General features: G+C 67.0%; 14 protein-coding genes. 3 read left to right on the top strand and 11 right to left on the bottom strand.

Annotated features, from left to right (window positions below; all coding sequences use genetic code 11):
* The first annotated feature begins 51 nt into the window (after positions 1-51).
* Entirely contained in the window at positions 52-975 is a 924-nt protein-coding gene (locus tag PVZ72_RS13445; RefSeq protein ID WP_187979550.1) for a DMT family transporter, read from the top strand.
* A gap of 102 nt (positions 976-1,077) precedes the next feature.
* Here PVZ72_RS13445 and PVZ72_RS13440 read toward each other — a convergent pair whose 3' ends face one another.
* Positions 1,078-2,232 carry an epoxide hydrolase family protein gene (locus PVZ72_RS13440; protein ID WP_187979549.1) on the bottom strand — a complete coding sequence of 385 codons (1,155 nt, stop codon included), beginning with the start codon at positions 2,230-2,232 and terminating at the stop codon, positions 1,078-1,080.
* An 87-nt stretch (positions 2,233-2,319) separates the two neighbouring features.
* Between PVZ72_RS13440 and PVZ72_RS13435 the strand changes: the two genes are divergently transcribed.
* Complete coding sequence (locus PVZ72_RS13435) at positions 2,320-2,928, top strand: TetR/AcrR family transcriptional regulator (protein WP_273862163.1); 609 nt, start codon at positions 2,320-2,322, stop codon at positions 2,926-2,928.
* A gap of 23 nt (positions 2,929-2,951) precedes the next feature.
* Here PVZ72_RS13435 and PVZ72_RS13430 read toward each other — a convergent pair whose 3' ends face one another.
* The 10 genes from PVZ72_RS13430 to PVZ72_RS13385 all read right to left on the bottom strand — a co-directional run bounded on the left by PVZ72_RS13430 (position 2,952) and on the right by PVZ72_RS13385 (position 13,700).
* Positions 2,952-3,659, bottom strand: coding sequence for a FadR/GntR family transcriptional regulator (locus PVZ72_RS13430; protein ID WP_158897078.1), 708 nt, complete (start codon positions 3,657-3,659; stop codon positions 2,952-2,954).
* A gap of 64 nt (positions 3,660-3,723) precedes the next feature.
* Positions 3,724-4,062, bottom strand: a complete 339-nt coding sequence (locus PVZ72_RS13425; RefSeq protein ID WP_187979547.1) for an L-rhamnose mutarotase — start codon at positions 4,060-4,062, stop codon at positions 3,724-3,726.
* Between the two features lie 38 nt (positions 4,063-4,100).
* Positions 4,101-5,111, bottom strand: a complete 1,011-nt coding sequence (locus PVZ72_RS13420) for a zinc-binding alcohol dehydrogenase family protein (RefSeq protein WP_273862162.1) — start codon at positions 5,109-5,111, stop codon at positions 4,101-4,103.
* A gap of 111 nt (positions 5,112-5,222) precedes the next feature.
* The gene (locus PVZ72_RS13415) at positions 5,223-6,239 is read right to left on the bottom strand and encodes an aldo/keto reductase (RefSeq protein ID WP_273862161.1); all 1,017 of its coding nucleotides are present in this window, start codon (positions 6,237-6,239) and stop codon (positions 5,223-5,225) included.
* 14 nt (positions 6,240-6,253) lie between these two features.
* Positions 6,254-7,207, bottom strand: coding sequence for an ABC transporter substrate-binding protein (locus PVZ72_RS13410; protein WP_273862160.1), 954 nt, complete (start codon positions 7,205-7,207; stop codon positions 6,254-6,256).
* Between the two features lie 30 nt (positions 7,208-7,237).
* Entirely contained in the window at positions 7,238-8,224 is a 987-nt protein-coding gene (locus tag PVZ72_RS13405; RefSeq protein WP_273862159.1) for an ABC transporter permease, read from the bottom strand.
* Between the two features lie 36 nt (positions 8,225-8,260).
* Positions 8,261-9,811 carry a sugar ABC transporter ATP-binding protein gene (locus PVZ72_RS13400; RefSeq protein ID WP_273862158.1) on the bottom strand — a complete coding sequence of 517 codons (1,551 nt, stop codon included), beginning with the start codon at positions 9,809-9,811 and terminating at the stop codon, positions 8,261-8,263.
* A gap of 366 nt (positions 9,812-10,177) precedes the next feature.
* The gene (locus PVZ72_RS13395) at positions 10,178-11,413 is read right to left on the bottom strand and encodes an MFS transporter (RefSeq protein ID WP_273862157.1); all 1,236 of its coding nucleotides are present in this window, start codon (positions 11,411-11,413) and stop codon (positions 10,178-10,180) included.
* Positions 11,414-11,460: 47 nt separating this feature from the next.
* Entirely contained in the window at positions 11,461-12,531 is a 1,071-nt protein-coding gene (locus PVZ72_RS13390; RefSeq protein ID WP_273862156.1) for a sugar phosphate isomerase/epimerase family protein, read from the bottom strand.
* 2 nt (positions 12,532-12,533) lie between these two features.
* Entirely contained in the window at positions 12,534-13,700 is a 1,167-nt protein-coding gene (locus PVZ72_RS13385) for a Gfo/Idh/MocA family protein (RefSeq protein ID WP_273862155.1), read from the bottom strand.
* A 162-nt stretch (positions 13,701-13,862) separates the two neighbouring features.
* On the opposite strand from PVZ72_RS13385, the gene PVZ72_RS13380 reads away from it, so the two are divergent.
* The gene (locus PVZ72_RS13380; RefSeq protein WP_273862154.1) at positions 13,863-14,858 is read left to right on the top strand and encodes a LacI family DNA-binding transcriptional regulator; all 996 of its coding nucleotides are present in this window, start codon (positions 13,863-13,865) and stop codon (positions 14,856-14,858) included.
* Positions 14,859-14,894 lie beyond the last annotated feature (36 nt).

Below are 14,894 nucleotides of genomic sequence, written 5' to 3'. Positions count from 1 at the left end.
TCTGGAACGCGATGCTTCTTAGCGGCGCGGCTTCAGAGAGAGGTCTTACGGATGGCACAAAAGGATGTCGGCAACGACCGCGTCCGCCAGGGAATCAGCCTGATCGTCGCGGCGGTTTTTGTCCTGTCCCTGGTGGATGCTGCGGTCAAATACTTTAGTGCTCGACTACCGCTTTGGCAGCTTTTTCTTGCAGTAGCCTGCCTTTCGGTGCCCGCGATTGGCTTCTGGGCGATCGGCCGCTTCAAGGCCGGTCGCCTAGGGATAGGCTCGATCCGCTGGGTGATGGCCAGAAGTATTCTGCTCTTGCTGATGTGGATCAGCTATTACGCTGCGCTTCCTTTCATTCCTCTGTCAGTAGCGGCCGTCGCTATCTATACGACCCCCATTTTCATCGCGCTTCTAGCGGCCTGCTATGGCGGTGAGTCCCTGTCCAGGCTGGGTTGGTCTGCGGTAGGCGTCGGCTTTGCCGGCGTGGCCCTGGTACTACGCCCAGGCGCGGACGCCTTTTCTCCTGCCACGCTGCTACCGGTCATTGGTGCGCTGTTCTACGCGCTCGCAATGGTGGTCACGCGTCGACACTGCCGCAACGAACACCCTTTGGTATTGGCCCTGGGATTGAATATCGCCTTTTTGGTAGCGGCCTGCCTGGGAGGTCTGGCCTCGCTCGCGGTCAGTAAGGCGGTGGCTGCTCAGGCCGATTTTCTATTGTCTCCCTGGCAGCCACTTGGTCGCGAGGAGATGGCCTTCATCGTCTGCTACGCCGTGGCTTTGGTCTTCATCAATACGGCCACCGCCAGAGCCTATCAGATCGCCCCGGCGGCGCTGGTCGGTACCTTCGACTACGCCTATCTGGTCTTCGCCTGTCTATGGGGATATCTATTATTCCAGGAGATCCCAGACCTCTTTACCTGGGGTGGAATGTTGATGATCTTGAGCGCGGGTGTGCTCATTTCATGCGCAGAGGAAAAGCCTTAGGACAGCGCCCTAGGCTTCAAGGGCATCGAGTCTGTCGGTGCCCCTGGGGTGAGGTAGCGACAATGCGCGAGATCCCCTGCTTGCAGTCAATGGAGCGCGCCCTCAGCGCATCGTCCGGAAGGCCTCCCGCAGGTGACCGACGAATTCTCGCGGATTCTCCATCGCCGCGAAGTGCCCACCCCGATCGGCTTCCGCGAAGAACCGCAGATCGGCGAAGCGCCGCTCGGCCCAGCGGCGCGACAGCCGCAATTGCTCGCCAGGGAACATGCTGACGCCCGCGGGCAGGGGCAGCAACGCGCTGGCCATGCCGTTCGCCATCTCGCGCCTGGCCTCCCAGTAGAAACGCGCCGAACTGGCGCCGGCATTGGGCAGCCAGTAGAGCATGATGTCATCGAGCAGATGATCCAGCGGCAGGACGCACTCCGGTTCGCCCGCGCTGTCCGAGACGTCCTGGAACAGGGCGTAGATCCAGGCCGCCAGGCCTACCGGCGAATCGGCCAGGGCGAAGCCCACCGATTGCGGGCGGGTGGTCTGCACCTTCATGTAGCCCGAGTATTCACGCTCGTAGCGGGCGGCGTCGGCGAGCATCCGCTGCTCGTCCGGCGTGGCCGCCGCGACCTCCTCGGCAGTGGGCTGGAACATCACCATGTTCAGGTGCACGCCGGCCAGGCCCGCCGGGCGCATATGGGCCAGGGCGGTGGTCACCGCGGCGCCCCAGTCGCCGCCCTGGGCCAGCCAGTGATCGCCGTAGCCGAGTCGGCGCATGAGTTCGATCCAGGCCAGGGCGGTGCGGCTCACTCCCCAGCCGGGCTCGCTGGGCTGATTCGAGAAGCCGAAGCCGGGTAGCGCGGGAATGACCAGGTGAAAGGCGTCCGCGGCTTCACCGCCATGGGCGACTGGATCGCTCAGCGGCCCTATCACGTCGCGAAACTCCAGCACAGAGCCTGGCCAACCGTGGGTGAGCAGCAGGGGTGTAGCCGTCGGTTCGGGAGAGCGCACATGCAGAAAGTGGATGCCGAGGCCGTCGATCTCGGTGCGGCTGCTGCCCCAGCCGTTCAGCAGGGTCTCGGCCGCCCGCCAGTCGTACCCGCCGCGCCAGCGCTCCACCAGGGCCTGCAGGCGCTCCCGTTGCGGCCCCTGACTGCCATCGTGGACGGTCTCGCGGTCGGGCCAGCGTGTAAGCCGGAGTCTTGCCGCCAGCTCATCGAGCTGGGCTTGGGGTACGTGGATGGGAAAGGGCTGGATGAGATCGGTCATGGAGAGCCTCGCAAGGAAGGGCGCAGTCGAATAACTGAACGTTATCGTTCAGTTTACAGGCGCTGTCAATCCGCTTAAGGTTCGCCCATGACCGAAATGACCAAACCACGCGGCGGGCGACCCCGGCGCGAAGAGGCCGGCGCTGTCGATCGCCGCCTGCTGGACGCTGCCTTCGAACTCTTCCTCGCCCAGGGCTTTGCCGGGACCTCCTGCGAGGCGGTGGCGCGGCTGGCCGGTGCGGGCAAGGCCAGCCTCTATACGCGCTTCGCCAACAAGGATCAGCTGTTCGAGGCGGTGATCCGCCGTCATTCGGCAACCCTGCCGCAGCTCGAACCCGTGCCCTCCGGCCTGCCGCTCGCGGAGCGTCTGCGGCTGGCCGGTCAGGACATGCTGGAGCACGCCTCGCGGCCGGAAACCCTGGCGATGATGCGCCTGGTGATCGCCACGGCCGATCGCTTTCCGGCAGTAGCGGCCGAGGCGACCCGGATCGGCTGGGAGGCGGGTCGCCTGCGGGTGCGACAGGCCATCGAGGCGGGCCCGGATCAGCCGGACGATGTCGAGCGGCTGCTCGAGGGATTCATCGATCTGGTCTTCGCGCCGCATCAGTTGCGGGCGCTGCTGGGCGATGATCCCAGGGCACTGCGGGCTCAGGCGGCGGAGCGGATCGAGCGGGCCATTCGGCTGTTGCTGGGGTGAGGATGTCTGGCGGCCTACGGTCCTCAATCCTCGCTGGAGGCGAAGCCCTCGAGCCAGCGCGCTTCCGAACAGAGCAGGTGGTGGCGCATGGCTGTCTGGGCACCGATCAGGTCGCGGGCTTCCACCGCACGCAGGATGGCTTCGTGTTCGGCCACGGCGACGCCCCAGGTCTTCTGGCTTTCGGTCTGCTCGGCGACGTGGGTGGAGAGGGGGCTGTGACGCTCGTCGAACAGCGAGGTGATGATGCGCACCAGGGTGGAGTTGCCGCTCATCCTGGCCAGGCGGCAGTGGAACTTGCGATCGTCCTCCATGGGCGAAAGCCCCTGGGCGATCTTGTCGCTCATGTTCTGGATGCACTTCGCCAGGTAGCGGTAATCGGCCTTGCCACCCAGGGAACAGGCCAGCACGATGGTCGCGCCCTCGATCATGGCCCGGGCGTGCATCAACTCCGAAGGACTTTCGCCAAGGGTGGAGGTCCGGGCGCCATTGTTCAGCAGCGCGGCGTTCACATAGATCCCGGAGCCCTGGCGGACCTCGATGCTGCCTTCGATTTCCAGGGCGATCAGGGCTTCGCGCAGCGACGGCCGGGAGACGCCCAGCAACAGCGCCAGGTCGCGCTCCGGCGGCAGGCGGGTACCGGCTTCGATGGCGCCCTCGCGGATATGCTGGCGCAGGCGATCCGCGATCTTCTGGTAGAGCTTTCTTTCGGTGGTGGCAGTGGGCAGCGTCATCGATGAAACCTGCATCTTCAAGGGCTTCAGTATCTCATGGGCTACCCGGTTCGGCGCCAGCGGCTCAGGGCAGGGCGGCCAGCTCGAACAGCGGGGTCGCCAGCTGCCATTTCTCCGATCCCGCCTCGGGCGAGGACAGCTGATAGCGCGCCATCAGGGTTTCCCATTCCTGGATTCTGGGATTGCGCTGTTCCAGCTGGTGCAGGCGGTCGAAGGAGAAGCCCGGCCCGGCTTCGAGCAGCATGGTCAGCCGACAGCCGAGGCGCCAGATGGTCATGTTGGCGACGCCGGCTTCGCGCAGGTGGGCGATGACCTCGGGCCAGACCGCCGCGTGCTGGCGTTCGTATTCGGCGATGAGCGCGGGGTCGTCCCGCAGGTCCAGCAGCAGACAGTAGCGTGTCATGTTCTCGCTCCTCGGCCGGTGGCGGCCGATCAGACCGTTCAGATTTCGACGATGGCTTTGACAACGCCCCGGGCCGGGTCCAGCAGCTCGGCGAAACGGTTGGGCAGCTCGGCCAGTTGCAGGCGGTGGGTATTGAGTGCCGCGTCCGGGATCAGGCCCTCGCGCAGGCAGCGCTCGACGTGCTGAAAATCCTCGGCGGTGGCGTTGCGACTGCCCAGCAGGGTGGTCTCGCGCTTGTGGAACTCGGGATCGGCGAAGCGGATGTGATCCTTGACCACCGAGATCAGCACATAGCTGCCGGCATGGGCGACGAATTCGAAACCCCGCTCGATCGCGCGGGCGTTGCCGGTGGCGTCGAACACCACGTCGAAGAAGTCGCCATCGGTCAGCCGCGCCAGTTCGTCCTTGTCGCCGTCACCGACGGTGACCGTGGCCGCGACCTGCAGGTGCTGGCGACAGAATTCCAGGCGATCGCTGCGGGTGTCCAGGACGGTGACCTGGGCCCCGGCGATACCGGCGAAGATCGCCGCCGCCATACCGATGGGCCCGGCGCCCACCACCAGCACGCGCTGTGCCTGGCCCAGGCCCGAACGGCGCACGGCATGGGCGCCGATGGCGAGAAATTCCACCATGGCCGCCTGGTCGAGGGTGAGGCCTTCGGCCTTGAAGACGAAGCGGTCGGGCAGACTGAGGTATTCGGTCAGGGCGCCGTCGCGATGCACGCCCAGGACCGCGATTTTGGTGCAGCAGTTGGTCTTGCCCTGGCGGCAGGCGATGCACTGGCCACAGGACAGATAGGGCACCACGTAGACGATGTCCCCCGCCTGCAGGCGCCCGCTGTCGTCGGTTTCCTCGACGACGCCGGAAATCTCGTGGCCCATCACCCGTGGGTATTCCAGATAGGGCTGGTTGCCTTCGTAGATGTGCAGGTCGGTCCCGCAGACGCCGACCCGGCGGATACGGATCAGGGTTTCGCCTGCGCCACGGGCGGGCTTGGGGGTATCGCGGGAGACCAGCAGGCCGGGTTTTTCACAGATGACGGTCAGCATAGGAAGACTCCGCATCGCTCGGGATGCACATTGGATTCATGGTGCGGCGCGCGCCGGGAATGGCAGTCAGCGTCCGGCGCCCGGGAGCGGGGCGGCAAGGGCTGTGCAATTTCATGCCGGGGCTCCTGCCACGGGGGCATCGGCGTCCAGCAGGCCGCGCTGCTTGAGGGTGCTCCAGAATTCCGCCGGAATGGGCGTCTGCAGCCAGGCCAGGTTGCTGGCCACCTGCTCGGCGCTGCGCGCGCCGATGACCGCGGAGGCGACCGCCGGATGCGCCAGGGGAAATTGCAGGGCCGCGGCGGCCAGCGGGATCGCGAAATCGGCGCAGACAGCCTGCAGGGCCCGCACCTTGGCCACCACCGCTGGCGGCGCGGCGCCATAGTCGAAGTGCTGGCCACCGGCTAGGATCCCGGAGTTGAACACCCCGCCGGCGACGATGGCGTGGCCCTGGGCCAGGCAGCGATCGAGCAGGGGTCTCAGGCTCTCCTGCTCCAGCAGGGTGTAGCGACCGGCCAGCAGGGTGCAGTCCAGCGGGCACTCGTCGAGGCTGTCGACCACGACCTCCCATTCGTTGACGCCCAGGCCGATGGCCTGGATCTGGCCTCCGCTGCGCAACTCCTCCAGCGCGCGGAAACCGCCGCCGCGGGTCAGCGCCTGCCAGTGCAGGTCATGCCGCTCGCCATGGGTGCGGCGGCCGATGTCGTGCACATAGAGGATGTCGATCCGCGCCAGCCCCAGTCGCTGCAGGCTGTCTTCATGGGACCTGAGGATGGCGTCGTAGCTGTAGTCGTAGACCGGCTTGAAGGGCAGTGGCCGGGCCCAGCCGTCGTCGTTGGCGCGCTCGCTGCCGTTGGGCGCGAGCAGCCGGCCCACCTTGCTGCTGAGCACGACGTCATCCCGCGGCAATTCGTCGAGAAAGGCCCCGAGGCGATGCTCCGAGCGGCCATAGCCATAGAAGGGCGCCGTATCGAAATAGCGGATGCCCTGCCGCCAGGCGCCGGCCAGGGTGTCGACGGCCTGCTGCAGGGGCATGTCCCGGTACAGTCCGCCCAGCTGGGAGCAGCCGAGCCCGATCACCGGCAGGGCCAGCGGGCTTTTCGCCAGGGGACGCCGTTCGGAGAGATTCATCGCCAGGCCTCCGCTCAATAGAGCACGTTGCGTGCGTCAGGGCTGTCCAGGTTGGCCTTGTCGATGAGCAGGACGCCGGTATCGATGAACTTGGGCACCTTCTGCTTCTCGATGACCTTGATCACCGTGGCGACCGATTCCAGGCCCATGCGATAGGAACTCTGCACCACGATGGCGTCCAGGGTGCCGTCGCGCACGAAGCCCTGCAGGTCTTCGTTGCCGTCGAAGCCGATGGCCTGCAGCTTGCCGGCCTTGCCGGCCTTGCCGGACTGGGCGATGGCCCGGGCCATGCCGACCGCGGTGGGTTCGTTGGCGCCGTAGATGCCCTTGAGGTCGGGATTGGAGGCCAGGACGTCGGTGGTCTGGTTGAGGGCGTTGGCCATCTGCGACTGGGAATAGAAGGGGCCCACCACGGTCAGCTGCGAATGCTGCTCCAGGTATTTGCGGAAGCCGCCGACCCGGCCCGTTTCCGAGCCGGTGCCCGGCACATAGGACATGATGGCGATCTTGCCGGTCTTGCCGACCTTCTCGATCATGCGCTGGGCGGACAGCTCACCGGCCTTGTTGTTGTCGGTGGAGAGAAAGGACTGGTAGTAGGGCGCGCCGCTCTCCGCCACCGAGGAGTCGATCAGCACCACCGGGATATGGGCTTCCCAGGCCTGCTTGATGGCCGGCACCAGGGCGTCCGGGTCGGACGGTGCCAGCACGATGCCCGAGACGCCGCGGTTGACGGCATTGACCACCATGTTCACCTCGTCGGCGATCGCCGATTCCGAGGCCGGTCCCTGGAAGGTGACCTTGTAGCTGGTGTGTTGCTTGGCCGTCTCCTGCACGCCCTTCTGCACGTTCTGCCAGTAGTTGGAGTTGGCACTCTTGACGATGACGGCGATCTCGCCGTTACCGGCCAGCGCCAGGGAGGTCGCGGCGGAGAGGGCGACACCCAGGACCACTTTCTTGAAGTTTTTCATCGGTCGTTCCTTGTTGTTGTTATCGAGGGTTCACTTCTTGCGGTTGCGGAGCTGGTCGATACAGACGGTCAGCAGGATCACCAGGCCGATGATGATCTGCTGGGTGAAGCTGGAGACGCCGAGCATGTTGAGGCCGTTGCGCAGCACGCCGATGGTGAAGGCGCCGATCAGGGTGCCCGACACGCTGCCGATGCCACCGGAGAGCGAGGTGCCGCCGATCACCGCGCTGGCGATGGCATCCAGTTCGTACATCACCCCTTCGTTCGGCTGGGCGGTGACCAGGCGCGACATCAGCACCGCGCCGGTCAGGCCGGCCAGCACGCCGGACAGCACATAGGTGAAGAGAGTGACCGCACGCACCTTGACCCCGGAGAGCCGGGCCGCTTCGGCGTTCGAGCCCACGGCATAGATGTGGCGGCCCAGGCGGGTGCGGCTGAGCACCAGCCACAGGGCGATGGCCAGGACGATCATGATGATCACCGGGTAGGGGATGCCCGGAAAGATCACGTTGGGAAAGCCGTCGTCGCCGATGCGTTCGATGCGGCCCAGGGTACCGTTGCCGAGCACGCCAAAGGCCGCGCCGAGGCCGGAGATGGGCTGGGCATCGGTCAGTCGCAGCGCCAGGCCGCGGGCCACCAGCATCATGCCCAGGGTGGCGATGAAGGGCGGCAGCTTGACCAGGGTCACGAACAGGCCGTTGATCGCGCCGCAGATCCCGCCGACGATCAGGCCGACCAGGATGCCCACCTCGATGGACGCGCCGGCCTTGACCGCCATGGCGTTGGCCACGCCGGCCAGGGCCAGCACCGAGCCCACCGAGAGGTCGATGCCGCCGGTGATGATCACCGCCGTCGCACCGAGGCCGAGAAAGGCGATGGAGGTGACCTGCAAGGCCACGCTCATGCCGTTGCCCATGCTGAGGAAGGCACTGCTCATGGAGGAAAACACCGCGATCAGGGCCAGCAGGCTGACCAGGGCGCCAAACTTCTGCAGAAATTCTTTTTGTTTTTCGGTCATTTCTCTGTCTCGCTCGACACGCGTGGCGAGCTGCCGTCAGTGCGACGTGCAGCCGGAGGCGTAGTGCATGATCTGGTCCTGGGAGGTGGCCCGGGTCTCGACGTCACCGGTCAGGCGACCTTCGTGAAAGACCAGGATCCGATCGCTCATGCCCAGCAATTCCGGCAACTCCGAACTGATCAGGACGACACCGATGCCCTGGGCCGCCAACTGGTCCATCATTTCGTAGATGGCGTACTTGGCGCCGACGTCGATGCCCCGGGTGGGCTCGTCGAAGAACATGATCCGGGCGTCCCGGAACAGCCATTTGCCGATGATGATCTTTTGCTGGTTGCCGCCCGAGAGGTAGCGGGTGACCTTGTCGATCGAGGGCGTGCGGATGTCCAGCCGCCGCACGTAGTCCTGGGCGACCCGCGCCTCCTCTTTGAAGCGGATGAAGCCCAGCGGCCCGCAGAGGGCATCCAGATTGGCCAGGGTCAGGTTGTGCGCCAGGGTCATCTTGACCGCCAGGCCGTCCTTCTTGCGGTCTTCGGACAGGTAGGCGATGCCCTGGTCGATGCCGTCGCGCGGACTGCGGATAGTGACCGCGCGGCCATTGATCTCCACCTCGCCGGCATCCAGCCGATCGGCGCCAAAGATCGCCCGGGCGATCTCGGTGCGCCCGGCGCCCATGAGGCCGGCGAAGCCGAGGATCTCACCGCGGCGCAATTCGAAGCTGATGTCCTGAAAGACCCCCTTGCGGCTCAGGCCTTGCGCCCGCAGCAGCACCTCGCCGGTGGGCGCCGAGGTGCGCGGCGGAAATTTCTCGTCGAGGGAGCGCCCGACCATGCCCGCCACTATGGCGTCGACACTGGTGTCGGCAAAGCGCTGGGTGGAGACGTAGCGACCGTCGCGCAGGATGGTCACCCGGTCGACGATGTGGCGCATCTCGTCCAGCCGGTGGGAGATGTAGAGCATGCCGACGCCGCGCGCCTTGAGGTCCTGGATGACCTTGAACAGCGCCTGGGTCTCGCTTTCGGTCAGCGAGGAGGTCGGTTCGTCGAGGATGAGCACCCGGGCGTCCAGCGACAGCGCCTTGGCGATCTCCACCATCTGCTGCTGGGCCACCGACAGCTTGGCCACCGGGGCGCGGGGGCTGATGGCCACGCCCAGGCGGGCCAGGCAGGCTTCGGTGTCCGCCTGCATCTTGCGTCTGTCGATCAGGCCGAAGCGCACCGGCTCGCGGGCCAGGAAGATGTTTTCCGCCACCGTGAGGTGGGGCACCAGGTTGAGTTCCTGGTGAATGATGGCGATGCCGACATGCTCGGCTTCCGACACGGACTTGAAGTGCCGCTCTTCGCCGAGATAGCGGATCCGCCCCTCGTCCGGCGGTTGCTGGCCGCTGACGATCTTCATCAGGGTGGACTTGCCGGCGCCGTTCTCGCCGCAGATGGCGTGGACTTCACCCGGGTAGAGGCTGAGGCTGACGTCGTCGAGGGCCACGACGCCGGGAAAGCGCTTGGAAATGTTTTCGAGCGTCAGGCAGGGCGCGGGCGCGGCCGGTACGGGGCCGCCACCTTCGCCGCGGGGCGATGGGGTATCCAGCATGGTGCTCTCTCTTTTTGTTGTTCTAGGGTCGTTGCCCTATGTGAGATCCATGGCAGGGAAAGCTACACCCCCGTTCGGATGCCTGGCAAGACCAATTTGATTTTTTAGAATTGGTCTTGCCAGATATCCGAACGGGTTGGTAAAGACGTCAGTGCGCAGGGTCGGTGATGGGTGACGGACGGACCAGGCGTTCAGCAGGGCGTGGCTTGGTGGAGAGACTGGTGCGGGAGGGAAACGGAAAGGGCAGACCAACAGGCGCAACGTCTGGTCCATAGGTCCAGCTGAAGTATCTGGGGAAAGGCGCTTTGGGTGGCCCGACGCTATTCAGGCCAGGCCAGGCCAGGCCAGGCCACCGACCGAGAGGTCCTAGCGCACGGGCGCAGCCGCGCCGGCACGCGCCGGGCGGGCGTCGCGGAAGCTGACTAGAAAGGCCAGCAGCACGCCCAGGGAGAACACCGCCGGGAACAGCCAGATGCCCTGCCAGTCGTGGCCGGCGGCGCTGGCATAGTGATCCGAGACCATCCCGGCCACCCGAAAGCCGACCAGCATGCCCACGCCGTAGGTGGCCAGGGTGATCAGGCCCTGGGCCGCACTCTTGTCTGCCGCGCCGGCCTTGGCGTCGGTATAGATCTGCCCGGAGACGAAGAAGAAGTCGTAGCAGATCCCATGCAGGGCGATGCCCAGCAGCAGGTAGGCGAGAGCATCACCCTGGGCACCCAGGGCGAAGCAGCCATAGCGCACCGCCCAGGCCAGCATCCCCACCAGCAGGGTGCGCTTGAGGCCGAAGCGGCGGATGAACAGCGGCAGGAGCAGCATGAAGCCCACCTCGGACACCTGGCCGAGGGTCATCATGCCGGTGGGATTGGCCACCCCCAGCTCGGCGAGAAAGAGGTTGGCGTTCTGGTAGTAGAAGGCGAGCGGAATGCAGATCAGCACCGAGGCGGCAAAGAACACCGCGAAGCTGCGGTCCTTGAGCAGGCGCAGGGCGTCCAGGCCGAGCATCGCGCCGAGTCCGCCGCGGGTGGCCGGCAGCGGCGCGGTGCGCGGCAGGCTGAAGCTGTAGAGGCCGAGGAGGAGGGAGGCCGCGGCGCCGAGCAGGAAGGTGTTGCGCAGGGCGCCGGCGGCGATGCCGCTGCGGCTGTCCCAGGCGAAGACGAAGCTGATCGCGAGGCCCGCGGCGATCCAGCCCAGGGTGCCCCAGACGCGGATCCTGGCGAATTGCCGGGCCGGATCGGCCAGGTGGCGGAAGGCCACGGAATTGGCCAGCGCCAGGGTCGGCATGTAGCAGAGCATGTAGGCCAGCACCAGCGGATAGAAGGTGGTGAAATCGGCCGCCGCATAGAGCTGGTAGAGCAGCACCGCACCGGCCAGGTGCAGCAGGCCGAGGATACGCTCGGCGTTGAAGTAGCGATCGGCGATCAGGCCGATCACGAAGGGCGCCAGGATCGCGCCCCAGGACTGGGTGGCGAAGGCCTGGCCGATCTGGCCGCCATTGGCGCCCAGGGTGTTGCCGAGAAAGGTCGCCAGGGTGACGAACCAGCTGCCCCAGATGAAGAACTGCAGGAACATCAGGGTGCTCAGGCGTAGCGAAAGTGCGTTCATCGTCGTTTCCTTGTTGTGGGTTATATGACGAAAAAACGAGGGGGTCCTTACTCCAGGCCGAGCATTCGCCGATTGCGCGCCGGATCGGCCTCGCTGCCGGCGAAGTCGTCGAAGGCGCGGGTGGCCGGCTGGATCAGGTGACGCTGGATGAAGGGCGCCCCTTCGGCCGCGCCCTGGGCCGCGTCCTTGAGGCAGCACTCCCATTCCAGCACCGCCCAGCCGTCGAAGCCGTACTGGGTGAGCTTGCTGAAGATGGCGCCGAAATCGACCTGGCCGTCGCCCAGGGAGCGGAAGCGCCCCGGCCGCTGGGCCCAGTCCTGGTAGCCGCCATAGACGCCGCTGCGCGCATCGGGACGGAATTCCGCATCCTTGACATGGAACATGCCGATGCGCGCGTGATAGCGATCGATGAAGCCCAGGTAGTCCAGCCGCTGCAGGACGAAATGGCTGGGGTCATAGAGGATCCGCGCCCGGGGATGGTCGTTGACCGCCGCCAGGAAGCGCTCGAAGGTGGCGCCATCGTGGAGGTCCTCGCCGGGGTGCAATTCGAAGCAGAGGTCGATGCCTTCTTCGCCGTAGACGTCGAGGATGGGGCGCCAGCGACGGGCCAGCTCGGCGAAGCCTTCGTCCACCAGGCCCGCCGGACGCTGCGGCCAGGGATAGACATAGGGCCAGAGCAGGGCGCCGGAAAAGCTCGCCACCGCCTTGAGACCGAGGCGGCGGCTGGCCTTGGCGGCCAGCTTGAGTTGCTTGACTGCCCAGGCCTGGCGCTCTTCCGGGCGGCCGCGCAGTGCCGGCGGGGCAAAGGCGTCGAAAGCCTCGCTGAAGGCCGGATGCACGGCGACCAGTTGTCCCTGCAGGTGGGTGGAGAGTTCGCTGATGGCCACTCCGGCGTCGGCGCACTGCCCGAGCAGTTCGTCGCAGTAGTCCTGGCTGGCGGCGGCGCGCTCCAGATTCGGGCACTGCGGGCCCAGCGTCGGCAGCTGGATGCCCCGGTAGCCGAGGTCCGCCGCCCAGCGCGCCAGGTTGGGCAGGGTGTCGAAAGGCGGCTGGTCATCGAGAAACTGGGCGAGAAAGATCGCCGGGCCCTTGAGGCCGGGACGAGCGTTGGCGGCCATGTTCAGGCTCCTGGGGTCGGTAAGGGGGTCCAGGCGCCCTGGCGCCGATGGCTGGCCAGGGCGGTTTCGATAAAGGCCAGCCCGCGCCAGCCCGTATGGATGCCAGGCAGGCCTGCCGCGGGATCGGCGGGATCGCGAATGGCCGCGGCCAGCTGGCGATAGAGATTGGCCAGGGCTTCGAGATAGCCCTCCGGGTGCCCGGCGGGCAGGCGCAGGCGCTGCTGGGTGCCGGCACTCAGCCAGGGCAGACCGAGGCCGGCGCGCAGGTCCTGTGGCGGTTGGTCGAGGCTGCGCTGCAGCAGGCTGTTGGGTTCCTGCTGCCGCCATTCCAGACTGCCGCGCTCACCGTAGAGGCGGATGCGCAGGCCATTTTCCTCGCCGATGCAGACCTGACTGGCCAACAGGCTGCCGCTGGCGCCCGCGGCGGTTTCGAACAGCACCATGACATCGTCGTCCAGCCGCCGACCGGGCAGGTGGCTGCGCAGCTGGGCACTGAGACGGGTGATGGGCTGGCCGCCGATGAATTCGGCGAGGCTGAAGGCATGGGTGCCGATGTCGCCCAGGCAACCGCCCGGGCCGGAGGCGGCCGGATCGTCGCGCCAGGCCGCCTGCCGATTGCCGGTGGCGGCCAGGTCCTGGGCGAGCCAGCCCTGGGGGTATTCCACATGGATCTTGCGCAGGGCGCCCAGCTCTCCGCGGGCGACCCGCTCGCGGGCCTCCCATACCAGCGGATAGCCGAGGTAGCTGTGGGCCAGGGCGTAGCGCAGGGGCAGGGCGTCCAGCATGTCCGCCAGGCGCTGTACCTCGGCCAGCGAGATGCCTGCGGGTTTTTCCGAGAAGACGTGGAAGCCGGCGGTCAGGGCTGCCTGGGCGATGGGCACATGGAGGTCGTTGGGCGTGACGATCACCAGCAACTCGACCCGCTGCTCGGGGGGTAGCCGGGCTTCATCGGCCAGCAGGGTCTGCCAGGAGGCATGGACCCGCGCGGGCGCCAGACCGAGTTCCCGTCCAGTCGCGCCGTTGTTGGCGGGATCACGACTGAAGGTGCCGCAGACCAGTTCGAGCGCGCCATCCAGGGCGGCTGCGCGCCGGTGGGCCGCGCCGATGAAGGCGCCCTGGCCGCCCCCGATCATGCCGTAGCGGACCTTGCCGCCGGTTTCCGCCTGCATCCTCTTACCCTCGGTTTATTGTTGTGTTGAGTGTAACCGGTTACATCTGCGGTTATTTGGAGCCCGTGGCGGTCGTTAGTCAAGCGCCCGGCGGACGTACGGCTTGCCCGCACGCAGGGCTTTGCGCACAGTGACAACCTTTCCCACGCTCACCGAGGCCGCATGTCCAACATCCGCCGGGTCGCCGAACTGGCCGGGGTATCGGTCGCTACCGTGTCGCGCACCCTGAAGAATCCCGAGGTGGTGGCGCCAGCGACCCGCGAACGGGTGCAGGCCGCCGTGACCGCGGCCAACTACCGGCCCAACGGGATGGCGGTGCAGTTTCGCTCGCGCCGCACTGGCAACCTGGTGGTGCTGGTGCCGCTGATCGCCAACAGCTTCTTCGCCCGCGTTATCGCCGGCATCCAGCAGGCGGCCCAGGCGGCGGGGTACCGGGTGCTGCTGTGCGATACCGCGGGGGACGAGGCCCGCGAGCGCGAGTACGCCGAACTGGTCTATGCGAGGCAGGCGGATGGGGTGATCCAGTTGCGCGCCTTCGATCCCTTCGCCGGTGATGCCGACGCACCGCCGGTGGTGAATGCCTGCGAGGTGCTCGCCGAGCACACCTGGCCCAAGGTGCGGCTGGACAATCGCGCCGCCGCCCGCAGCCTGACCGAACACCTGCTGGCGCTCGGTCACAGACGCATCGCCCTGATCAAGGGGCCGGAAGACAGCCCGCTGACCCTGGAGCGCCTGGCCGGTTACCAGGAGGCGCTCACCCGGGCCGGCATCCCGCCGGACCCGGATCTGCTGCACCCGGGCGATTTCACCCTGGCCGCCGGCGCCGCCGCGACCAAGACGCTGCTGGCGCTACCGGAGCGGCCCACCGCGCTGTTCTGCTGCAGCGACGAGATGGCGATCGGCGCCCTGCAAAGCCTTCGCGGCGCGGGCCTGCGAGTGCCCGAGGACCTGTCGCTGGCGGGCTTCGACGACATCGCCTTCGCCGCCTACAGCGATCCCCCGCTGACCACCATCGCCCAACCGGCGGAGGCCTTCGGCCAGCGTGCCGTCGCCCTGCTGCTGGAGATCCTCAGCGGCGCGGCGCCCACCACCCGGGAGGTGGTGCTGCCCTTCGAACTGGTGGTGCGGGGGAGTACCGGGGTCTGCCGCGGCCGCTGACACTCGGGCGCGGCAGAGCCGGCTATCGTCGCTCGG

This window comes from Pseudomonas sp. LA5 (assembly GCF_028640825.1).
Lineage (GTDB): Bacteria > Pseudomonadota > Gammaproteobacteria > Pseudomonadales > Pseudomonadaceae > Chryseomonas > Chryseomonas aestiva.
The sequence above is the reverse complement of the archived record's forward strand: the minus strand, read 5'-3'. Positions and strand labels throughout refer to the sequence as shown.